The 25145-nt window shown below is 45.7% G+C and carries 9 protein-coding genes; 6 read left to right on the forward strand and 3 right to left on the reverse strand.

Annotated features, from left to right (window positions below):
• Positions 1-201 precede the first annotated feature (201 nt).
• From ACGF5R_RS12590 to ACGF5R_RS12600, 3 genes are read right to left on the reverse strand one after another with little or no spacing between them, the layout of a single operon-like run.
• Positions 202-2052, reverse strand: coding sequence for a beta-ketoacyl synthase N-terminal-like domain-containing protein (locus ACGF5R_RS12590; RefSeq protein ID WP_387691130.1), 1851 nt, complete (start codon positions 2050-2052; stop codon positions 202-204).
• On the reverse strand, positions 2045-3592 hold the full coding sequence (locus tag ACGF5R_RS12595; protein WP_112877912.1) for a biotin/lipoyl-containing protein: 1548 nt from the start codon (positions 3590-3592) through the stop codon (positions 2045-2047). Before ACGF5R_RS12595 ends, ACGF5R_RS12590 begins: the two co-directional genes overlap by 8 nt.
• A gap of 9 nt (positions 3593-3601) precedes the next feature.
• On the reverse strand, positions 3602-5599 hold the full coding sequence (locus tag ACGF5R_RS12600) for an alpha-ketoacid dehydrogenase subunit alpha/beta (protein ID WP_228900291.1): 1998 nt from the start codon (positions 5597-5599) through the stop codon (positions 3602-3604).
• A gap of 1502 nt (positions 5600-7101) precedes the next feature.
• Here ACGF5R_RS12600 and ACGF5R_RS12605 point away from each other — a divergent pair.
• The 6 genes from ACGF5R_RS12605 to ACGF5R_RS12630 all read left to right on the forward strand — a co-directional run bounded on the left by ACGF5R_RS12605 (position 7102) and on the right by ACGF5R_RS12630 (position 25129).
• Positions 7102-8508 carry a carbohydrate porin gene (locus ACGF5R_RS12605; protein ID WP_387691132.1) on the forward strand — a complete coding sequence of 469 codons (1407 nt, stop codon included), beginning with the start codon at positions 7102-7104 and terminating at the stop codon, positions 8506-8508.
• Positions 8509-8607: 99 nt separating this feature from the next.
• The gene (locus ACGF5R_RS12610) at positions 8608-8907 is read left to right on the forward strand and encodes a helix-turn-helix domain-containing protein (protein WP_387691134.1); all 300 of its coding nucleotides are present in this window, start codon (positions 8608-8610) and stop codon (positions 8905-8907) included.
• A gap of 1102 nt (positions 8908-10009) precedes the next feature.
• Entirely contained in the window at positions 10010-10198 is a 189-nt protein-coding gene (locus tag ACGF5R_RS12615) for a hypothetical protein (protein WP_112877907.1), read from the forward strand.
• Between the two features lie 286 nt (positions 10199-10484).
• Positions 10485-11303 (forward strand): 2OG-Fe dioxygenase family protein, encoded by an 819-nt coding sequence (locus ACGF5R_RS12620; protein ID WP_112877906.1) that lies wholly within the window; start codon positions 10485-10487, stop codon positions 11301-11303.
• A 93-nt stretch (positions 11304-11396) separates the two neighbouring features.
• Complete coding sequence (locus ACGF5R_RS12625) at positions 11397-23867, forward strand: amino acid adenylation domain-containing protein (RefSeq protein ID WP_387691136.1); 12471 nt, start codon at positions 11397-11399, stop codon at positions 23865-23867.
• A complete protein-coding gene (locus tag ACGF5R_RS12630; protein WP_262980567.1) occupies positions 23864-25129 on the forward strand; it encodes an MFS transporter in 1266 nt (421 codons plus the stop codon). Before ACGF5R_RS12625 ends, ACGF5R_RS12630 begins: the two co-directional genes overlap by 4 nt.
• The last annotated feature ends 16 nt before the right edge of the window (positions 25130-25145 follow it).

Raw genomic sequence — 25145 nt, forward strand, 5'->3', positions numbered from 1 at the left:
TATATCGTAACGGAAAGGTGTTTTTCTTGGTATAACCCTTGGCCTCCACCCGCATAGCGGGGGGTTTTATGTTTAAGAAGCTTACGCTACTTAAACTGGCTAAAGCCATAAACAAAAGAAACCCCACAACCTCTGCCGAGATTGTGGGGTTTCTACAATTATTTCATCATGCTCTCTGGTTTTCCTGTCTCGCTTCACTGCCTACTGTTTTGCAACCACGGATTCATTGTGAGGTAACCAGTAACGCCGATGTTCAAAAGCATATTTGGGTAATCGAATACGCAACGGTTTCTGCCCGGAAGGCCAGCAGGTACGCCAATCTATATCCTGACCTCGTAACCATAAAAATCGAGAGTCATCCTCTGCCATATGAAGCCATTGATCTTCTTTAGTTGAAGCAGACGAAGCAAAGTCCCGTAGCTGCTTCAGAAGATCCTGCCGTGATGTTGCAACAAATAATGCCCGATAAGATAACGCTGCCCTACCAAACTGTAATGTCCAGCTAACCGCTGGCAGTTCAATGCCTTCATCGTTCTCAATAAAATCCCCTAGTATAGCCACCATTTTTTGTAACGATGCCTGGCTATTAGCCGAGATGGGATAATAATACCCCTCTAAATTGGCTTTAATCTGTTGCTGCACTTGAGTTGGCGCCTCTTCCAGAATGACATGTGAATTGCTGCCACCCAATCCAAAAGAGCTAAGTCCAGCGAAACGTTTTTGCCCTACCCCAACCTGCCAAGGATTTTCCTCTGTAGCCAGTTGTAAACGCGAACCCACACTATCAATTTCAGGATTCAAACGCTGAAACGCGGCGCTAGGTACAATAGATTTATGCTGCAACATTAATAAAACTTTAACGATGCCAGCTAACCCCGCAGCGCCTTCTAAATGCCCAATGTTGGCTTTTACTGAACCAATATAGCAAGGTTGTGGCATCTCCCCTGAATTGTCATGGTTAAAGACTTCATTAAGCGCATTAAATTCTATGGGATCACCCAACGAGGTTCCCGTTCCATGTGCTTCAAGGTAACTGATTTGTTCCGCAGAAATTCCAGCCTGTAGCAAGCAATCTTTAACCAACGCAATTTGCTGCTCAGGATTAGGTGAAGTCAATGAATTAGCACGTCCGCCATGATTGACTGCCGATGCCCGAACGTATCCATAAATCGGATCCCGATCCTCTAAGGCCTGTTTTTGCGTTTTCAAGAATAGACAGACAGCCCCTTCACCACGGACAAAACCATTAGCATCCGCGTCAAAAACCCTACAACAGCCATCTTTAGATAACATTCCCGCCCGGTAATAAGCAGCCATGTTGAATGTGTTGCTCAATAGGTTAACGCTGCCAACTATCGCCTGTTGGCATTCCCCTGAACGCAATGAATTCACCGCTTGAGTCAGTGCCGTCAATCCACTTGAACACGCGGTATCAATTTGCAAACTTGGACCAATAAAGTTGTAATAAAATGACAATCTATTAGCCAGAAGGCAATTCAGTGTCCCTGTCGTTGCATAAGCATTTGCCATCGCCATATCGGCCGCAACAAGTTCACGATAATCATTACTGCACGAACCAATAAAAACACCCGTCTTTGATCCTGAATAGCCAAGCGGATTGGCGCCACTATCTTCGATCGCTTGCCAGGTCAGCTCTAATAGCATTCTCTGTTGCGGATCCATCATGGCCGCAACTCGCGGAGAAATACCAAAGAATGGCGCATCAAAACCATCAATACTATTGAGTAACCCCGCTTTCAGGGCTTTTTTAGGTAACGGAATGACGTAAGGTTTTCCGGATGCAAACCGCTGCTCTGGAATCTCTTCTATCACACTGCGTCCAGATCTTAAGATCTCCCACATCTGCTCTGGAGAATCTTCCGCCCCAGGAAGTCGGAAAGCCATGCCCACAATAGCAATAGGCATCTGTTTCGTATCACCCGCACTACTTACTGAGGAAGTCATGGAACTTAAATGCTCCAACAAGGCAGATTTAGCTATCCGTTGTTCATCCGGACTAAGCGAATGATATATGTGATACAGATTATCCATGCTTTCCTCCTTCTATGAGGCGCTGTAACCTTAATGCTGCTTCGCCATCAAGACTACGCATCGCATTAATAAAGTCATCTAAGGAATGTTTATTCTCAGTCAGTTCAGTTTTGGAAACGTCCAGATATTCAATCAATCGATGCGGCGAGCTATAACGCCAGAACAGCGTCGGCGATAATTTTCGACGAAAATGCGCCGACATCAACTCTGCAAGTTTTACTGCCTTGAGCGAATCAATGCCCAAATCAGCCCAAGTGCGCTGCATCATTGATTCAGTAAAATCTTCGTCCCAATTCAGGAAATCCGCCAGCAGCGTGCGTAATTGCCCGGAAACCGATTTACCTGATTTACCTTCTATCTGATGCGCGGTAGATCGTGGCCCAGACAGAACACGAACCTGAGTAATAATCTCGGTAATAAATTCAGACGCCTCTACCCCATTGAGCAGATAGTGATTAAATGCCAGAACGAGGTTCATCTCTTTGTTGTGAGGCGCACCGATGAACAATGTTGACTGAGATGGCGGCACAATAACAGGTACAGCAAAGGTAGCACCATCGTTGCCGGTATACGAGATCATCATAGGAACATCAATATCAACGGGCAGTTTTTCCACATCGGGATCAAGAACACCATTCAAGTGTTGCCTGAACTCAAAAAAGCTCATGGTCTGCGTTTCCGGTACTTTTAACGAGCTCAAATCGCCTTTTTCATCCAGAAAAGCAATACCCAAGTTGATATCCGTATAAGTGTGATAACGCTCTTGATCCAGCGCTCTCGAACGCAACATCGGGAATTTTTTCAATGCCTGAGAAATCGCATAAGTGATGACCTGAAATGGCGTTATCCATTCCTGTTGCCCGGAGGTTTCCGTTAAATGATGAATGGCGTTATCAACAAGCTCAATCGGTAGTGGTTTAGCTGCCCAACAAGGTTGTACCGTAGCACTATTTAACCGTATTGCACGATTAAGACGCTGCTGATCTCTGGACAGAAAACCCACATTGTCATTTTCTGCATTGCTCTTTTCTGACGGCTTAGTTTCACGGTACTGCTGGAGGTAATCATCTATATGACCAGGCAATAATGTCCCATGTTTTTCCGCCAGTTGGCTAAGAATGTGCGGCTCAATTTGGTGTTCTTGTGCGTACTGACGGGTTTTTGGCGGAATACGCGCAGGAGGAGCGGATACTTCTGGAGCCGCCTCTACTTTCTCTATTTTTTCTACTTCCTCCGCCACTCTCTCCATTTTCTCCGGCGGAGGCGTTAACTCTTCACTGACAGAGGAAGGCTCTGCCATCTCGCCAACAGCTCTGATGACTGCAATAGGCGATCCAACAGGGATAATATCATTTTCCGCCGCCAACCATTTTTCCAAGATCCCCTCAACATCAGACTCAATAGTAAAGGCGGCCTTATCCGTCTCCATTTCATAAACAGGTTCATCACGCTTGACATGATCCCCCACCTGCTTAAGTAACTGGATGATGACGACTTCAGTGGTTCCTTCTCCCATCGGGGGAATAAGCAACTGTGCCATAAGTTCTCCTTAGCTCATTACCGCATAGACGGAGGCCAAAATGTCATCCGTGCCGGGTAAAACAGCTTTCTCTAAACAAGGATTAAAAGGAATATGAATATCTTCACGCGTCACCAAGCGCGGAGGTGCCAATAAAGAGAAGAAATTGTCATTCTCATCCAAAATATCAGCAATAATGGATGCACCAACACTGGCCGTCCGGGTATCCTCCTGTACAACGATAAGCCGCCCGGTTTTGCGTAAAGATTCCGCAATCCGTTGTTTATCCCAAGGTACCAGACTACGTAATTCAATCACTTCAATGTCAATATTGTCTTTTTCCGCCTGAAGAGCTGCCATAGTCGCAAGTTGAATCGTATTTCCCCAAGCAACCAGTGTAATATCTTTTCCTGCCCTGACGATATTTGCCTGCCCAAGCGACACCGGACTCACCAACCGACGCTCATGGCGCTCTCTCATAAGGTGTTTAGGGATCAGGATCAGACTCGGCATATCCAGACTTAACGCGGTACGGAACAATGCGACGGTATCAGCCGGTGTCGTTGGAACAAGAACGTTAATACCGGGAATATGCGCCAGGATACCGTCCGAGCTTTGGCTGTGCCATATACCGCCGCCAGGGAGATAAGCGCCATAAGGAGCATATATCACTACCGGACAGCGCCATTTTCCTACCGTTCTCCAACTTAAAGTGCCAAGTTGTGACTGTAACTGATTGAGACCTAGCCCAACAAAGTCAATAAATTGCAGTTCAACAATCGGACGCCAACCACAGGCGGACAATCCAACAGACGAACCAATAATTGTGGCTTCTGAAAGGGGAGCATTAATAACACGATCAGGATAGCGAGTGGATAAGCCACGGGTGAAACCAAAAACACCACCTTTAGGATCTTCAATATCCTCACCAAATAGCAGCACATTCGGATGCTGACTCAATGCCTCGTCCAAAACCTGATTTACCGCTTTGACCTGTGTCTCTTCGGCTTCCATCTCAACATGTACGGTAGGCGTTCCTTCACGATTGCATAAATAGGTACTGACACTTGCAGGATCCGGCTCTTCTTCGTGGTAAACACGCTCAAATATTTCCGCGACATCCGCTTTAATGCGCTCTTTTTGTTCAGCCAGAGCTTGCTCGGTAATCGCTCCTTTTTCCTTTAAATAAGCGACATAATTTTCAATAGGATCCTGTAGTACCTCCAGTTCATCCGGGGTACGGTACAGTTTGTGAGAATCTGAATTGGAATGAGAATCTAACCGATCCATACGACAAACCAATATGCAGGGAGTCCGCTCAAATCTCGCCTTATTGAATACCTCCTGTGCAACAGGAAACAAAGTTTCCGGTTTGCGGGCATCAACACGGCGAATCAAACACTCGTTAAATATTCCCAACCGATACGGAGCCATCTTCTCCGTTGAGGTACTAATACCCAATTTATTATCGGAAACCACAAAGACTACCGGCAAACGCCTTTCAACTGCAAAGCTGACCGCTTCATAAAATTCTCCCTGCCGAGTCGCCGCATCGCCGACACCACACACGACAAGCCCATTTTTATTGTCCAACACGCTTGCCCAGGCGGCTCCAGCCGCGGGAATACATTGGGTTCCGGTCAAGCTGACTACCGAGAAGATATTATGCTCTTTGGAGCAGAAATGATTCGACATGGTTCGGCCGGCCGAGTGAGAAGTGGCCTTACCCATAAGTTCCCTTGTCATTTCAACAATAGACATACCACGCGCTAATACTAATGCCCGATCACGATAGTAAGGAACCAGTACATCATTCTTTTCCATAAGCTGAGGCAACACAGCCAACCCTTCATGTCCAGCAGCCGACACATGGAACCAAGCTCGACCTTGTCGTGTGACTATCGCACTACGATTATCAAATTCCCGTGACAGCAGCATGTCATAAAGTAACTTTTGCTCATCCAAACAATCATTAATTGAAGGGCTGTGTTCCTTAAGAGGTACTTCATTGATCTGTACGTCTATCACTCTCTTTTTCCTCACAAATAGTTAACGTGGTAGTTGTCGTTATTGCGCTTAATGCTTGATAAAAAAGCGAATACGGGGTAGTCCCGTTCATGATTACTTGAGAGACTATAGATCCCGATATAAGAAGTGAATGTAGGGCTATTGCCTACACGAATTGCAAAAGACAGAGGTATACGGTCACAATTTTTAATTACGTTTATACCCGTCATCTTTCAAGTTGCCTCTTTGTTGGCTGCACTCACTCACCCCGGTCACATAGTTCGCTATGCTCCCGGGGATTCGCTCCCTTGCCGTCGCGATGCATCTTGAAATCCATTGGGTATATACACCTAACATGGGGGGAAAAATTATCTCCATAACCAGAAATGGTTTCGGTCGTCATGGTATTCCCTAAATTTTTATCATTGTCCTGAACATAATGTGACACCATTTAAAAAACTCCAACCGATGAACAACCGCCATTCGTTAAGAGTAGGGCCAACAAGCACCGGCATTTCCATGATTACAATACAATATAATCACAATACAATTAAAAAATAGGTTCTTACCTATATCTTTGAGCTCTGCAATGATAAGACATAGGAATAATTCATTACTTTGCTAAATTATTTTGATAATCAGATTTTTTCGACAAGCTTTTCATTAGGTATTTTTATGTTTAACCAAGACATAGCCTCAATAATAACACGTATTATATCAATCGAACTTGAGCCTTTATGCTCACATTAGAATTCATTATGTTTTGTGATGAATATCAATAATGACCTCCTCATATCAAACAATAGATAAAGCTGAATTGACGACATCATCCAGCATCAATCCTGATATTTTATAAAAATTTAGCTTATTATCTCTTATGTTTTATCATAAAAAAAACTGTAGTAATGCGGGAATGATCACAAAAAGGGTAGCAAAAAATTTAACTATATGATTATTATGAAGTTATCATCCCAAACAGCGCTGATATTATAATGCAATCAGTAGGATATCAACATATAAAAATATATTTCATAACCTTTTGAATATATTACCAATCATTCAAATAGTAAATTTAAAAAATGATAAGATAAAATATAATTCCCAACAGATTGATTTTAATGAATTTATCTCTATAAATAATAGAATCAAATGTATCATTTCCACACTTCGAAAAATGATTAATTCATGCAATTATTTCTACTTCAGATACTCTTTCTCATTTCAAATAACAACAACTTTGACAGCCCCCTTTGTTTAACATTGACAAACAATTCCAGCACTTTCGTACCATGCCAATCATTCCTGTTGATCTTGAAAACGCAACCTTGACCACTCGGTGGTGGAAATCCATTCCACCGTTACTTATCTTTCATACCGAATTTGAGTATTCGATCACAATAGCTTTATCTGGTTAGTAGAGTTGATTGCGATCTGCTAATCAACTCAATTATCTTTTAGCCCAAAAACCAGCTTGATAATTTAACTACGATATAATAACTCATATCCCAAAAGGATAGCATATCATGAAAAACCTTCACTATCTGATTGTCATACCAGGATTAATATTTTCAGCCTCTGCCCTTGCTTCACCCACCAATAGCATCGAGGCACGCCTGGATGCACTGGAGCAGCGACTGCAACAAGCAGAACAGCGAGCTGCCCAAGCAGAAGCACGAGCCACTGCCGCCGAGCAACGCGCACAGCAACTAGAACAGCGCGCTATCGAAACCAAACAACAGACCATACAAATAGCACAAAGCACCACTCCGCTGGAAAACAGTGCTTCATCAACCAGCAACTTGAAATTGAATGATTTTGGCGATCTAAAATTGTACGGCGATGTAGAATTCAATCTCGATAGCGCCAGCCGAACCGGTCAGCTTACTTCACTTAAAACCAGCGATAATAAAGACTGGAAACCTGGCGACAAAGAGCGTTGGAATGTTAATGGCCGCATTTTGATCGGGCTGGACGGTTACCGCCGTGATCAAAACAACAACTTTGCCGGCTTTAGAGTGCAACCATTAGCAGACATGACTGGCAAAATGAATCTCGACGACGCCGCTTTTTTCTTCGGCAATGAGAAAAACTGGCAGGTAAAAATCGGGCGTTTTGAAGCTTACGATATGTTCCCACTCAACCAAGATACTTTTATTCAGTATTCTGGTAATACCGCCAATGATTTGTATGCCGATGGTTTCGGCTATATCTACATGATGAAAGAAGGACGTGGCCGCAGTAACAGCGGGGGCAACTTGATGCTGAGCAAATACGCTGGCAACTGGTATTTCGAACTCAATACTCTACTTGAAGATGGCACTTCGCTATTCCGAGATAACACTTACCACGGCAACACACTGGAAAATAAAAAAAATGTCGCCTATTTGCGCCCGGTAGCAGCCTGGAAAAAAGATCAGTTTAGTGCAGCCATAGCGATGGAGAGTAATGTCGTCAATAACGCCTATGGCTACCAGAATAATCAAGGGCAATGGGTCGATCAATCCAGACGCAATGGTTACGGCATGACATTAAATTGGAACGGTCTGGAGACCGATCCTGATGATGGCATTGTCGCTAACCTGAATACCGCCTATCTGGATGCCTCAGATGAACATAATTTCACTACCGGAATTAATGTGATGTGGCATCGTTTCGAACTGGGTTATATCTATGCCCATAACAATATCAAAACGTTCAATACTGACGATACAACCGCATATATTAATCACCCATTCAATGAGCCGGGTAAATACGATATAAATACCATCCATATGTCATATCAGATTCCTAATATTATGAATATGAAAAACTTTAATCTCTATCTTGGCGCCTACGTCTCTATGCTGGAAGCAAATGCCAACAACAAAATTGCCAACAGTAATAATGACCGACGCTACGGCGCACGCGCCAGATTTAAATATTTCTTCTAATTGCAAACTAATGGGTGTGCAGGACCAAGACGAGCAATGTCTCCAACTATCCACTACGGTTGGGTTCATAAAACATCTTGCGAAACTGGAAAAATAATCATGGCTACTTACAGAGAACTGTTGGCTAAAGAAAGTCCTGAAATGCAGGCACGAGTCGCGGAACGGGTCGAAGAAGCCAGTATCCAGATCGCCCTTAGCCAACTGCGTGATGAGTTAAAAATTTCACAAACAGAATTGGCCGCTGTTATAGGGGTTAAACAGCCTTCCGTTGCTCGGATGGAACAAGCTGACAATGATCCAAGGCTATCAACACTTAAGCACTATGTGAAAGCATTGGGCGGTGAATTGAGCCTTGAGGTGACTCTTCCAACAGGTAAGCGCATAGCTTTCCACCTTTAAGGAAGAAAGTCCGCAGAGCGGACTTTCTTCAGATCATTGACAACGTGCTGTTTTTTATCCGGCACTTTGGTTTAATTAATCTCGGTTTCGTTTAAAAATAGCGATATCACAATCCCGTAAACTCAAGCTCGGTTTTTAGGTTGGAATGTATAAGCAATTAGTCCAGCGACGATTTCCAATAAAAAACCGATCTGATTACAGTGTCTTAAATGCTCTATCTGAGAAATATTTCTTGAGTTGGTCCACGACTGGTTCTATCAAAAGTTTATCCCTGAGAGATAAAGACACATCAATAATATATTACATTCTTCACCTTGATTATGTATTTTAGCATTATATTTAATCTAAAAAAAAATAAAAACAAATAACGTAGAAATATATCTCCTATTAAATTAACTTATTGAAAAAATTAATAATTATATTATAAGTACTTTTAAAGCATATTAGTTACCATTAAACACACCACGTTCAGTACCATTACCCCAATTTTATTATAATTCCCCAATTATTCATATGGTTTAAAGATCTATTTTAATCCATGTTGAGTACCAGTATTAATACTAAAATCCGTAAAACAGATAAATGGAAGATAGAATTTAATGAGTATAGTGCCGTTCCTACAAGGAATAATCAGACAAAGATCGTATTAATAAAAGATTAGCATGAAAAATTAAATCCACGTTTTCTTCCGAAGATAGTAAGAATTGATGGATATTTGAAAAATTGGCAATCTATTTATATTCAAAAAATATAAATGGCAGAATTTTATTACTGACAAGCCTTTACTAGCTAAACTGGCACTAGATAGTCCATTAATTTCTTGAGTTGATGATATACCAGATTTAAAATCAATTAAAAATAATATAATATTCTAACACCCCTTTATATGTAAATTTTTTTTGACAAATAAAAAATAAAAACCCAAGTTGACATTGTATATTCTGCGATCTATTTTCTAATTAAATTTTAATGAAAATATTTTTATTGTTAGGCTGTTTATATGATTGGCGGAAGTTACAGCAAAGGCGCTTCACCCATTAAAAAAGGGTTAAAATAATGATGTTTAATAATGAGTTAGGATTTTCGAGTCATGAAATGATCAGTGAAGAATTTAGATAAAAAAATTGACTTTACTAATCCTTATGCGCTGCTAGCCAGGGATGATAAAGGAAAGATGGATGTCAAAGTATTGTCGGAGGACGCTATTGTTTCACCCAGCAAGAAAGGCAATGCTATTGAGGTGATTAATTCACTCAAAAAACGGTTGTTATACTATAGTAGATTTGTCTAATGGCCTATTGATTTAAAACTATCTCTCTCATTTATCTAGCAATATTCTTTACTATCTGACTTGTCAGAAATTGATTGATTGATTTTGTAGATCGACAAAAAGCATGGCAATGTTGTTGTACTTACTATGCGAAATCGAGATATTCTTATTTATAGGTGTTTTTTTAAATCATTAAATATAACTAAATAATCTTTTAAGTTAATTAGTATTAACTGGTTTTTCCTAAGATATCGTAATTAATTTAATACGATGTCATCGTAGTTCACCCTAATAAAGAGATATTACAATGGGCTGGAATATATTTATTAACGCACCAGATAGTTACCGTCTTACTACCGCACATATCCGCAACAGCTTGCATCAACAAGGGTTTGCCACTTTCAATGCCACCGATCTTGACCTTTCTGACAGTGAAAAAATCGATCTTATCTCTCTGTGTGAATTATCGAAGTCACTGCCGTTAGATCGATTTGGTGAAGATGGTCGTCACCGCAGTTATTGTGAAGGAGTGTGGAGCCGTGAAACAGAAACTATTGATTGGAAAACAGGTCATCAGCAGCCAGATGGTAGTATAGAGATTGATTATCATCAGGGAAGTGAATATCAACCTGAATTTGGTGGCGTGGTACGTAAATTCCTGCGCATGCCTGATGAAATACTGAATAAAGGACTGCTTAATAAACTCATTTGGCACGATCTGAGTCTAACCGGCATGGCAGAGCATTATTCCCGTTTGCTGTGTGGTGTACATTTGATCCGAATGCAAGCACTACCTGGTAAACCGGCAAAAATTACGCCTAACTGTTTCCATCGTGATGGTCAGCCGTTCACCGCTGTACATTTGATTGAACGTTACAATGTCGAAGGCGGTGCAACGCATATCGCGCCGCCTTTTTATGCAAATTGCCAGCTTGAAGAAGTCCCTGCTCATAAGATAACTCGCTTTACCCTTAATGATCCCCTTGATAGCTACATCATCGACGATGCAGCGATTTGTCATTACATCAATCCCGTAACTTGCGATGAAAACTCCAGCGTTGGAGTCCGTACTATCATTCTGATTGATTTCACCCCGCTAGAACAGAGTGACACGTGTTCCCAGTAGCGCTTTTGTCACGAAAACGGCCGACAACCAGGAACGATAGTTTTTACGGCAATCACTAAGCTTCAAGAACCCTTTTATCTTAGGAAAAATGTTGTGAGTAATCATTCAAACACCTCATCAAATGTTCCGTTCTTATTGCCAACACCTGCTCAACGCAGGCTATGGCTTATTAGCCAAGGAAATATGGACTCAGCATTATATAACGTGCCATTTTCGTTACGTTTGCGTGGTACGTTAGATAGGAAAGCGCTTGAACAAACTATTATTTTTATGATTGAGCGTCACCCCGTGTTGCGTTCACAATTTCATGTTCTCAATGGAGAATTGCAGATAACGTTGCATCCGCAGTGGCCTGAATTACGTATCAGTGATCTCAGCTATTACTCCCCGGAAGAATGCGAAACCAAAATAAAGTCAATCTATAATAACGAAGCCAGATATTGTTTTAATCTCAGTAACGATTTGCCTTTTCGTTGTTTATTGCTTCGTCGGCAAGAAAACGATCATCAGTTGATATTTACGCTTCACCATATTGTATTTGATGATTGGTCTACTCACGTTTTTCTTAATGATTTTAGCCATGCCTATAACCAGTATAAAATCGGTCAACAACCTAAGTTGGCAGCAATTACCTACCCGCATGTCAGTGACTCTGTAACAGATATTCATATGAATAGCGCCCGTCGGCAACGCTTACGCAGCTATTGGGGAAAACAGCTCGCGGAATTGCCTGAATTACATAAATTACCCACAGATCGGCCGCGGCTATTGGAACAACGGGGATGTGGCGCGGTATATCAGACGTCACTTCCTCTATCTTTCGTTGGACGTATTTCTAAAATCTGCCAACGTTATGGATTAACACCTTATATGGTGGCGATTTCCGCTTTTGCAGTATTACTGAATCGTTATTCACACGATGACGACATCGTTATTGGCAGCCCATTTGCGAATCGTCACAGTATTGATGAACATGTCCGTCTTGGCTTTTTTATCAATTTGTTACCACTGCGTTTTCGCTTTAATAAAGGGATAAGTTTCAGTGATCTATTGGTCCAAGCGCGCGATATATTGCTTGATGCATATGAAAATGCTGATTTGCCGTTTGATGAGATTGTCGATGTGGTACAGCCCCTGCGTTCTCTGAGCCATCCCCCTGTTTTTCAGATTATGTTTGATTATTTGAAGAGTCCGGGACAAGCATTGCAACTGGGTGGATTAGAAGCAGAAATACAATTTATCCATTCTGATACTGCTAAATATGATTTGACGTTATCGATAGAAGAATCCCCGACCTCACTACTCTGTCTGGTTGAATTTGATACCGATTTGTTTGATAACCTCACCATTATTCGCATGGTGAATCACTATGAGAAATTGTTGGATTCCTTGTTAAGTGAACCTGAACGTTCTGTCGCCACATGTAGCATGTTGCCGCCAGAAGAGCTGGAAACACTGGCTCGCTTCTCTCGGCCGGCAGAACCTCTACCTATATTGGAATTTATTTCAGTAGCTGAACGCATCAAGTCACAGGTGCGTAATAATCCAGATGCACGAGCGATTGTTTGGCGTGATCAACGTTTCACCTATGCTCAACTGGACGAGTACGCGCAATGCCTGCTCGCGAAGATGCGCCAGTGTGGCGTTGGGCCGGGTAGCCGGGTTGCAGTATTGATGAGCTACCGGCCAGAAATTGTCATCTCTTTTTACGCTATTCTCTCTGCCGGTGCGGTTTATGTGCCGTTGTCCCCCTCTGATCCTCGCTTCGCCGATAAGATAAATGATGCACAGCCAGTACTGATCCTCACCAGTGAACAGGATGCTGTTAATTTGCTTGATTTTCGTGCCATTGTGCTGGAAGTTGATGGGCTGTTTCGTCAACCAGCGCCGCCGGATGTGCAACCAATCTGGTCAGTTCAGGAGAGTGATTCAGCCTATGTTATTTACACTTCTGGTTCAACCGGTAATCCAAAAGGAGTAGAGGTAAGCCACGGTAGTCTGCATGCATCGTTCCATGCCTGGTGCCATGACTATCGTTTCACCCAACCCGGTGAGCCGGTATCACTACAACTTGCTGCACCTATTTTCGATCTCAGTATAGGGGATTTCAGTCGTACTCTGGGCTGTGGTGGATGCTTGGTTATGTGTCCGCGTGAGTGGTTGCTAGATGCCCCTGAAATGCACCGCTTAATGATGAGCGAAGGCGTGACCTTCGGTGATTTTCCTCCTGTGGTACTGCGTCAATTAATTCAGTTCTGTCAGGATAATGGGAAACGTCTGGATGGATTATCAACACTGGTATGTGGAGCTGATGTCTGGTTCGGTCATGAGATGCATGCAGCACAAGCGCTGTGCCGCCCAGACGCGCGTATTCTGGGTTCTTACGGTGTAACTGAAGCAACCATTGATAGCACTGTTTTTGATCCAGAAACACATCCATTGGAAGCCGGGCGAGTAATTCCATTAGGTAGGCCGCTGGCTAGCTGTGAGCTATTCATTGTTGATAAACACCTGCAACAAGTGCCGATTGGCGTTAGTGGTGAATTATTGATTGCGGGTGTTACCGTAGCAAAAGGATATCTCAATAATCCTCAACTCACGGCAGAGAAATTTATTACCGGCAAATTCGATAGCCAAGGCCGTTTTGTGGCAGACAATAACAATAATAGCAGTACGCGATTCTATCGTACCTCAGACATTTGCTGTTTCCTGGCTGACGGCACTATTGATTTCATGGGACGCAGTGATCATCAGGTTAAAATTCGCGGTTTTCGCGTCGAGTTAGGCGAGGTGGAGAGTGCATTACTGGAACACGCAGATGTGCGCCAGTGTGCGGTTGTCGCCTGTAATGACAGTACAAATAATAAAGTGCTGGTCGCCTATGTTGTGTCATCGGCTGATACTGACAAGTTACGTGGTTATTTGTCCCTGCGGCTACCCAGCCATATGATGCCGCGTGCTTTGGTGTTTCTCGATAAATTACCAACCACCCCTAACGGGAAGGTTGATCGCAAGCGCTTGCAAGTTCCAGATTTTTCGCTACCAGAAAATCAGGAATCTATGGCAGAACCGACTAACGCCTGTGAAGAACAATTGCTGGCATTATGGAGAACAGCATTAGGGGTTCAGGTCATCGGTACGGAAGATAATTTCTTCTATTGTGGTGGCAATTCATTAATTGCTGCCAATCTGATTACACAGATCAATAAGACATTTAATGTTCAGCTTAAGCTTTCCACTATTTTCAATCATCCGACTATCGTCGGGTTAGCCTCGTTACTGGACAGTATTGAAAAGGACAGCGTTAAAAAGAGCGGTGCGAAACAGAGTATTACTGTGCAACACGTTTCACAGGTCAGTGATTTACTCTCATTCGGTCAGCGCAGTTTGTGGTTGATTGCGATGCAACGGCCGGATGATTGCAGTTACAACTTGCCTTTCACATTGCGACTGCATGGTAATCTGCATTTTAGTGCATTAATGCAAGCGCTGAATGACGTCATGCAACGTCATGATGTATTGCGTACCACATTCTCTAGCCAAGTCAGCAAAGTAAGCGGGCCGGATGGAACATCCAGTTTTGAACCCAGTTATCAGGTTGCGTCTGCATTAACGCTAACCCTGCGCCAGCAAAATATCGCCGGCGATGAGTCAGCTCTGGCACCGAAGTTGCGGGAAGAAGTGATGGCAAGTTTCAATCTCGCCAATGGGCCACTCATCCGTGCAGTACTGTTTACGTTATCCCCGCAAGAGCATGTGCTTTGTATTACTCTGCACCACATTATTTCCGATGGCCGTTCGCTGGCAATACTTTTTGATGAGTTACGGCACTGCTATCAGGCACGTCTGGTCGGTAAGGTCCCCACACTACCCGTGTTGGAAGCAAACTATGGGCATTTCATTACCTGGCAGCGCACTCGACTGACTGAACCAGCGGTACAGCAACAGATTCATTTCTGGCGTCAACAATTGGCGGATGCGCCAGCGACTCTGATACTGAATGAGATGGCTGCGCCAACTGACGAAGCGGCTGCAATAAGTTGTGTTGTTCCCCAGGTGTATGTTGAAGGTGTAGAGAAACTGGCTCGCGAGCAAAACTGTACACCGTTTATGGTCTGGTTGAGTTTATTTGCACTCCTGTTGCGCCAGCAAAGTGGTGAGCAGGATCTTATAGTCGGAACACCGGTGTCGCTGCGCACCATACCTGCATGGGATGCGCTGATTGGCTACTTTGCTAATACTTTGCCGGTACGTATCAATAGCGGTAAGTTGCAAACTTTTCAGCAACTCTTGATGCATACGCGACGGGTTAGTCTCGACATCCTTGAAAATCGTGATTTGCCGTTCGATTATTTGGTACAAACACTCAATTTGCCTCGTATGGCAGGTAAAAATCCTGTTTTCCAAACTATTTTTTCCTGTGAATTGGATCAATCAAACGATGCAACATTGGGGGACATGAAGGTTTCAGACGTCGAGTTGGGGGACTATCGCGCCAAAATTGATTTGGAACTGGCTATTAACCGGGTAAATGGTCAGGTTTACGCTCACTTTATGGCAATGCCGGGGGTGTTATCTGCCGTTACTCTGGGACGGATGAGTAAGCATTTGCTGGCTATGTTGCCACAAATCATTGAAAAACCAGATACTGCATTGGCTGATTTGTTGGCGATTAATTCTGGCGATATTGCTCAACCAGAACTCGCTGTTGATAAACCACAGGGGCTGTTTCAGTTATTTCAGCAGAACCTGTCCCGGTATAGTGAACATGTGGCGCTGGAAAGTGATGAATTAAGTCTGAGTTATCAGCAGCTTGATACATTGACGGCATATGTGGCGCAGCGACTACAACAAGCAGGTGTAGGCCGTGGTGATCGAGTTGGCATTCTGATGGGGCACCATCCACATAATGTCACGGCGATGCTGGCAATTAACCGGATCGGTGCGGTGTTTGTGCCGCTGGCTCCTGATAACGCCGAACCAGCAAATCGGTATGTGATTAATAATGCGGAAATAAAAGCGATATTGTGCCGAAATGAAACAGCGCCTCTGTGCCAGCGTCTTGGTCTGGCGGCAATTAATATCGATGAGTTAGATATAGCCAATGCACCCTATATGACTATGGAGGCGATCTGTCAGCCGGATGATTGTGCTTACGTTATTTACACTTCTGGCTCAACGGGTAAACCGAAAGGTGTTGCTGTCACCCACCGCAGTGTCTGCCATAACATTCTGGCAATCCGCGATGAGCTGAGGCTTGAACCTTCTTCTCGCATAGTGCAGTACTCCTCGCCCGTGTTTGATGTGATGTTGGGAGAAATTTTTCCAGCGCTTGTAGCGGGTGCTTGCGTGGTCTTCGGTAAGAAACAGCAACTGTTGCCTGGCAGTGATCTGACAGAGTGGCTGGCACATAAACAGATTACGCATATGTGGATTGTACCTTCCGCGTTGGCGATAGTGCCGTTAGTACCGCTGCCTAATCTCCAGGTGCTTATCGTAACCGGTGAACCTTGTATGCCCGAAGTCGCCCAACGTTGGTCTGTAGGGCGCAGGCTGATGAATGGATACGGCCCTACTGAATGTGCGATTGTGGTATCCCTTACCGATTATCATGCCGAAGGACAAAATCTAGTGCTGCGTCCAATGGGCGATGTCCGCTTCCATCTGCTTGATGAACAGAGAAAGCCCGTGGCACCGGGGGAAATGGGTGAACTTTATTTAGCGGGAACCTGTGTTGCACAGGGCTATTTGGGTATGGATGAAAAAACCGCTGAGGTGTTTTTACCCGATAGCTTTGCACCACAATTAAAGGCTCGTATGTACCGTACCGGCGACATGGTGCGCCAACGCATGGATGGCGCACTGGAGTTTGTTGGTCGGGTTGACCGTCAGGTAAAAATCCGTGGTCATCGAATTGAACTGAATGCTGTGCGTGCCGCCCTAAGTGCGTTACCGGGTGTACGTCAGGCCGAAGCGCTGGCGATCACCGATAGCCAAGGGAATAAAGAGTTGGCGGGATACATTGTCGGCGAAACCAGCCGCAGTGAGATCCTGAGCGAATTACGCCAACAGGTTAATGAAGTGATGGTGCCAACAGCGCTGTTCTTCCTTGATGCCCTGCCTACCGGTATTACGGGAAAAGTCGATCTGAAAGCGTTGGCTGAAATGAAACTGACACGTGCCGGTCAGCATCAATCTTCTCCTTTGTCAGCCAAAGTTGTGTCATCACTCAGTCGCGTTGAGGCTATCTGGCGTGAACTGCTGGAGAGGGATGAGATCGGTTATGACGAAAACTTTTTCGATGCTGGCGGCCACTCACTACGGGTTATGGCGCTATTCCAGCAATTGAATGAGGCGTTTGGTGGAGGCTTGTCTGTGACCGATATTTTCGCTCATCCCACCATTCGACAACAGGCTCAACTACTGGACACGCTATCGCAGCAAAAAACACCTGTTGCAGTCGCAGTCACACCGCTGATAGTCACTGAAAAGAGAGCAAGACCAACGTTGGATGTTTCGACTCAGGATAGCAATGCCATTGCGATCATTGGTATGACTGGCCGCTTCCCACAAGCGCTAGATCTCGACACTTTTTGGCAGCAGTTGTTGGCAGGTTACGATGCCAGTGTGGAGTTGTCTGACGAGGAATTGTTACAACGTGGTGTCGATCCAACGCTGTTAAGTCACCCACAGTTTGTCAAACGCGCACGTTTGCTGGAGGGTTGTGCGGAGTTTGATGCACGTTTCTTTGGTTATTCATCACGTGAAGCGCAGGTGATGGACCCGCAACAGCGGTTGTTTCTTGAAATGGCATGGGAAACGCTGGAACTATCTGGCTACGGCAATGATAGTACACCGCGTTCAGTAGCTGTCTTTGGTAGCAGTGGCTTCAATTATTACCTGCTGGAAAACGTCATGCCAAATAAAGACCGGATGCACCTCGACCCCGGTCAGTGGCAAATAGGTAATGACAAGGATTTTATCGCTACACGTACTGCTTACAAGCTGAACCTTAGCGGACCGGCTGTCAGTATTGGCACCGCTTGTTCGTCATCACTCACCGCTATTCACTTTGCCTGCGAAAGCTTACGACGCGGTGAATGTGACATGGCATTGTCAGGTGCTGTAGCGCTGGACCCGCAACAGGTTGGCTTTGTCCATGTCAGTGGTGGAATTATGTCTCCAGATGGCCTTTGCCGACCATTTGATGCGGCGGCCAACGGTACAGCCAGCGGCAGTGGCGGTGGGATGATATTACTAAAACGTCTGTCCGCTGCTTTAGAAGATGGCGATACCATCCATGCGGTAATTAAAGGTTCTGCTGTCAATAATGATGGTGCACAAAAGGTGAGTTACACGGCACCAAGTATTGACGGCCAATCTTCAGTGATCAAAGACGCACTACGTAATGCCGGGGTATCGCCTGCCAGCATCAGTTATATCGAAGCACATGGTACGGCGACCTCTTTAGGCGATCCAGTAGAAATACGTGCGCTGACTCAGGCTTTCCTGGAACAATCTGATGGTGAAGTGTTACCTGTAGGGAGTTGTGCAATAGGCTCTGTGAAAGGAAATATAGGACATATTGATGCTGCTGCCGGTATAGCCGGTGTAATCAAAACCGTGTTGGCGCTGCGTCACCAGACTTTGCCACCAAGTATTCACTATCATCAAGCCAATCCTGCGATCCACTTCGAACAGACCCCGTTTTCTGTAATCAATACAGCATGCCCTTGGCCGCAAACAAGTAAGCCACGTCGTGCCGGTGTAAGTTCTTTCGGCATTGGCGGCACTAATGCGCACCTTATTCTGGAGGAAGCTCCGCGTCAGCAAGATGTCCGTATATTAGATAACGAGTGCTGGCATCTGCTGCCGATTTCAGCGAAAACGCCACAAGCGCTAATTCAGCAAGGGGAACGCTTGGCAGTCGCACTGACTACCGGTAATGAGCCATTGGCGGATATTGCCGGGACTTTGCAACAAGGACGCAGCGCTTTCAGTGAGCGTGCTTTTGTTGTGGGAAGAGATCGGGAGCAATTAATCAATCAACTACGCCGACTATCACCACAGACTAAGACTATGAGTCGCAAACAACAGCCTCGATCGGTGATTTTTATGTTTCCGGGACAAGGCAGTCAGTCTATTGAAATGGGTCAATCGCTCTATCTACGTAATGGTGTATTCCGCCAGCAATTTGATCGCTGTGCCGAACTGCTACAGCCACACATCAAACTGGATATCAGGCAGTTAATTTATCCGCAATCGGAACGCGACAATGCTGTCAGCCGGTTAAATGCTACACGTTATACTCAGCCTGCGCTGTTCACTGTTGAGTATGCGCTGGCCCGCCAGCTACAAGCTTGGGGTATTACCCCCCAAGCAATGATTGGTCATAGCCTCGGTGAACTGGTTGCGGCCTGTGTAGGGGGTATGCTTGAGCTGGAAGATGCACTGGCATTGGTAGCAAATCGAGCTGCAATCATGCAGCGCCAGCCCACAGGGGCAATGCTGGCGGTACAGGCATCATCTGAACGTATGGTTTCGCTGGCACCAGAGTGTGAATTTGCAGCGCTCAACGGGCCTGAACAGTGCGTGATAACTGGCAGCCATGACAATATTGCGGTACTGGAAGAGCAATGCAACAAGGCAGATATTTCTTGCCGGCGACTAACGACATCACATGCATTTCATAGTTCATTGATGGATGCTGCCGCGCAACAGATGCGGGAATTCAGCGCAGGCTTCACGCTACAATCCAGTACCATTCCGATGATATCCAATATCAGTGGCAGTTGGTTCAGTGAACAAGATCGCGATAATTCTGGTTATTGGGGAGATCATCTGCGTCGGCCGGTACGCTTTTATGATGGTATTCTTACGTTGCTGAACCATTTTGACAATCCAATCCTGCTTGAAGTCGGTCCAGGGCGTGCACTGACCAGCATGCTGAAAGATCTACAGCAGAAAGGCCAGGCTCAGACACTAACCACGATGCGCCATACTCACCAGCAGAAACTGGATGAAGAGGTACTGTTCAATACCATCGGGCAATTATGGCAGCAAGGAGTCGCTATCGATTGGGCTGCATTTGGTCATTCACACAAATTACATCGGGTTATACTGCCTGTGTATCCCTTCCAACGCCAACATCTCTGGCTGGCACCTCCTGTCACTACATCAGCCGCAGTAATGAATACACTACCGGCTTTCACACAGTTATCAGATAGAGAGGGAGTCACACAGTTTATTTGTAAGCTAGATGATAATGTCTGGTTTATTGATGAACATCGCATTTTCGCAGGGAAAGGTGTATTACCGGGCACAGGTTGCCTGGAATTAGTGCGCCGTGCTTTTCACGAATTGCAACCCGGGGGCACAGCTACTTTCAGTGAAGTTTACTTCCCCTCACCGTTGGTACTATCGTCAGGTGTTGAACGTCAGATACGCATCAGCTTGACCACCATTGATCGTAGCTTTGCCTTTACGCTGGAGTCTCGCGATGATGGTAATGATATGTGGCAACTTCATGCAAACGGCAACGTTACTGCCGTATGCTCTCCACCAGCAGAGATTGCTTCACCTTATGAGTTACGTCGGAATTTGCAGCTTGAAGCAGTTGCAGAGGCGCCGGAGCGGTTCAATCAGGCATTTGCTGACTATGGACCGCGCTGGCAATGCATTGCAGGTGTGTGGATGGGTGATCGCTGTGCGTTGGCACAGTTGCGACTCAATCAGGCATTTATCGATGATTTGCCTGATATTGCATTACATCCGGCTTTGCTCGACTTAGGCACGGTGTTCTTACATGCCTGTCTGTTGCCGGGTGATGCTTCAATACCGTTCCATTATGGTTCGCTGACGCTGCACCAGCCATTATGCGCCGAATTTTACAGTCTGGCGGTTGAAACGGCTCCACGGACTTATGACATAACGCTATTTAGTTGGGATGAGAGCCAGAATTGCAAGCAGGTGCTGGTTGAAATCCACGGTTACAATTTACGGCAGTTCAATTCTTTACCATTCCAGCCAGCAAGCGAGTCGAATGTAGTACGGTGGTGTCGTTACCCTCGATGGTTGCCGAAGCCTCTAGGCGAAGCAAAACAGAATCATGCGCCGTGGTTGATTTTTGGTGCCCAAGCCGCTGAGCTGAGTGATTTATGGGAAGCGGCGGCGCCCGGCAGTATCGTTGTTGAAGATGCTGATGAATTTCTGCAACAGAGTACCTACCGCTTTCGTTTGCGTAAGGATCAGCCCGAAGATTATCAACGACTGATAGATTGTCTGATACAGCAACAAATGCTACCAGAACGTATTATCTGGTGCTGGACTGCGGCAGGAATTTCTCAACCAGAGGCTGCATTTGAACAACTGGCGGCTGCAATTAAAGCGCTTACCGGTCATCACAGGGTTTTTAATATTACCCTAATTTCCCGTGGGTTACAGGCAGCCAAGGTGCTGGAAGCCTGTAATGCCGCACCCGCGCTTGGTTTGCTCGGAATATTGGCGGCCGAGTACCCGGGGTGTTCTGCACGTCATATCGATCTGGATGATGACACTGTTGCTACATATCAATCGCTGATTGCGGAACTGTATACGGATATGCAACCGGAAGAAGCAACAGAAGGAATACCAGTTACCAGCATTACGCTTAAGCAGGGTGAGCGTGAATTGCAGACATTTACTGAGCTTGATGAGATCCCGCACCGGCAAATTCTGCGTGATGGCGGTGTTTATCTAATTACTGGTGGGCTGGGAGGTATCGGTCAGTCACTGGCGCGTCACATCAGCAATAAATGCAGTAAGGTTAAACTCGGTATTTTGAGCCGCCGGGGAACTAATGCGGCAAGTGAAGCTTTACTCGATGTGTTACGGAAATCTGGTGCTGAAATCATGATGCTGTGCGCTGATGTTGCTGACGGTGTGGCATTAAATGAAGCATTGGCACAGATGCGAGCAAGATTTGGTGCTATCAACGGTGTGATTCATTCAGCGGGTATTGAAGCCAGTGGATTGCTGGAGCATGGCACGTCGCAGGATTGGCGGCATGTGATGGCGGCAAAAGTCAGTGGTACACAGCAATTGATGACGGCGATGAGTCAGGACTCTCTCGACTTTGTTCTGTTGTGCTCTTCACTTGCCTCATTGGTAGGTGGAATGGGTCAGGCAGACTATGCGGCGGCGAACCGTTATCTTGATGCTGTGGCACACTACTGGCGACAGCAGACTATACCGGTAACGTCAGTTAACTGGGATACCTGGGCAGAAGTGGGTATGGCCGTGGATTATGCTGCACGCCGTCAAGAAAGTGTGATTGGTCTCAGTAATCAAGAAGGCTGCGCTATTTTCGATCTGGCTATTGCCGGAAGGGAAGCACAGGTCGTTGTCAGTAAATTTACTCCTGTTCGGCGCGTACAATTGCAGAATTCATCGGCGATATCTGATTCTGCCAGCCCAGAGGAAGCAGTTCGTCAATTGTGGTATGAGCTACTGGGTGAAGAGACGATTAACCTGGAAGATGATTTCTTCGAGCTGGGCGGTCATTCGCTGTTGGCAACGCAGATGATCTCCCGTTTGCGTGACCATTTCCAGCACTGTCTGACGCTGGCGGAGTTTCTCGAACAGCCGACGATGGCACGTGTTGTCCGTTCACTATCTGACGATAAAAAGAGCCTGGCTCCTGAAAATGCTCATATCCGCTACTGCCTGGTACCAATTAATCACGGCGGTAATGGTAATTATTCACCTTTCTTTTGTGTGCCGGGTATGGGAGGCAATGTTACCCAATTTATGCCCCTGGCCGCGGCATTACCACGAGAACTGCCATTTATCGGTATGCAATATTTGGGGCTTGATGGAAAAACTGCGCCGCACCAATCGGTGGAAGAGATAGCAACACATTATATTGCCTGTTTGCGCTCGGCTCAAAAACAGGGGCCATATCATATCGGAGGTCATTCATTGGGCGGCAAAGTGGCTTATGAAATGGCACGGCAGCTTCATGCTGAGGGAGAAAGCATCGGTTCTCTGGTGCTACTCGACTCTGCCGCGCCACCCTATGCACCGGTTCCGTATCAGGAAGATGCTGATATTGCCAAAGTTATTCTTGGTATTTTTGCCTACTACACTGACCGACTGGAAATGATCGACAGCTTGGATGACGACGAAATGCGTGCATTACCCCGCGAGGCGTTACTAAGCTATATCAAAGAGCAGCTAAAACGTTTCTCGTTGATTCAGGCGCAGAATGATATGGGCTCAATTAACGGATTGTTCAATGTTTATCGGGCTGCGTCGGATATGTCACCGAAATATCGTCCAATACCCGTACAGTTGCCAATTCCTATGCTGTTAGTAAAAGCGGTGGAACCACTACCGAAAGGGGTTGTTGTGCCGGAGATCCGCGAGACCAATGCCTGGGGTTGGGAGAAGTTCTCCAGCCTTCCCATTCGTATCGCAGAAGTGCCGGGGAATCACTATAGCTGCCTGATGGAAGAGCACGTAGCACATGTATCGCGGGCGATAATCCATCACTTTCCGTCAATAATAAAAGGAGGACAGGTATGAATGATTCTTCCCCAACGGTTCACCTTCCTGAAAACCGCCAGCATAAACGCCGATTGGCCGTGATCCTAATGACATTGGCTGTGGATGCTTTGGGTATCGGGATTGTACTCCCGGTTTTACCCGATCTGTTGCGGGAGGTTGCCCCTCAACCACCGGAAGCGGGTGTGCCGTTAATCGGGTTATTTGTCTCACTATATGCTTTTGCACAGTTCCTTTTCGCCCCATTGTTAGGGGCGCTTAGCGACGCTTGGGGAAGGCGGCCGGTATTACTTTCAACACTGTTTGGCACAGCGCTGAGCTATACGCTGGTGGCGACAACACCGTCATTAGGATGGCTGGTAGCCGGTATATTTCTTTCAGGCTCCACTGCCGCCAGTACTTCCGCTGCATCAGCTTACGTAGCAGATGTGACACCAGAAGCACAGCGGGCAGCGCGTTTCGGTCTGGTCAGTGGTGTTCTTGGCTTCGGCATGGTTGCCGGGCCAGCCTTCGGAGGGTTATTGGGCATGATTGCACCGCGCCTTCCGTTTGTGATTGCTGGCTCACTGGCAGCCGTGAACGCTATTGCCGCTATGTTCGTTCTGAACGAAAGTCTGACCAAAGAGAACCGGCGTTCGTTCGACTGGCGCCGTGCCAACCCTTTGGGCAGCCTGAAACTACTGGCGACGGATGGGGTATTGAGACGACTGGTTTATGCTTCAGCTCTTGGCATGGTGGCTTATGGCATTTTTCTGGCCTGTTTTGTCTTACTCAATGAAATGCGTTTGGGCTGGGGACCACGTGAAAACGGTCTGGCTCTCACCGGGCTCGGCGTCGGGATCATCATAACGCAAACTTGGTTGCTAAAAATGTTCGTAGCGCACTGTAACGAATACCGCACAGCGATCATCGGTTACGGACTCTATATGTTGGCGTTTATCGCTTATAGCCTGGCGGTATCACCACTTATTGTTGCTGGTGCAATTGCTTTGCATGCACTGGCGTTGATCAGCGATTCAACGCTTCGTGCTTTGATTTCATTGCGTGCCGGTAATGAGCGACAAGGGGAATATCTGGGAGCACAGAACTGTATGTTGGGTCTGGCTATCACTGCTTCACCGCTGTTGGGAGCATTATTGCTGCATTTTTCATCTAGCCAAGGACAATCTCTCTATTTTCAAGGGTTTCCCTTTGTTATTGCTGTCGTTGTTTGCTTCTGCGCCATATTGATTTTGCTACGTGGTTCTCAGGCAGACATCACATTACGCAATTTATATAAATAAAAATATCACCAGCCTG

Origin of the sequence: Photorhabdus sp. RM71S (assembly GCF_042879355.1) — a bacterium.
GTDB lineage: Bacteria > Pseudomonadota > Gammaproteobacteria > Enterobacterales > Enterobacteriaceae > Photorhabdus > Photorhabdus kayaii.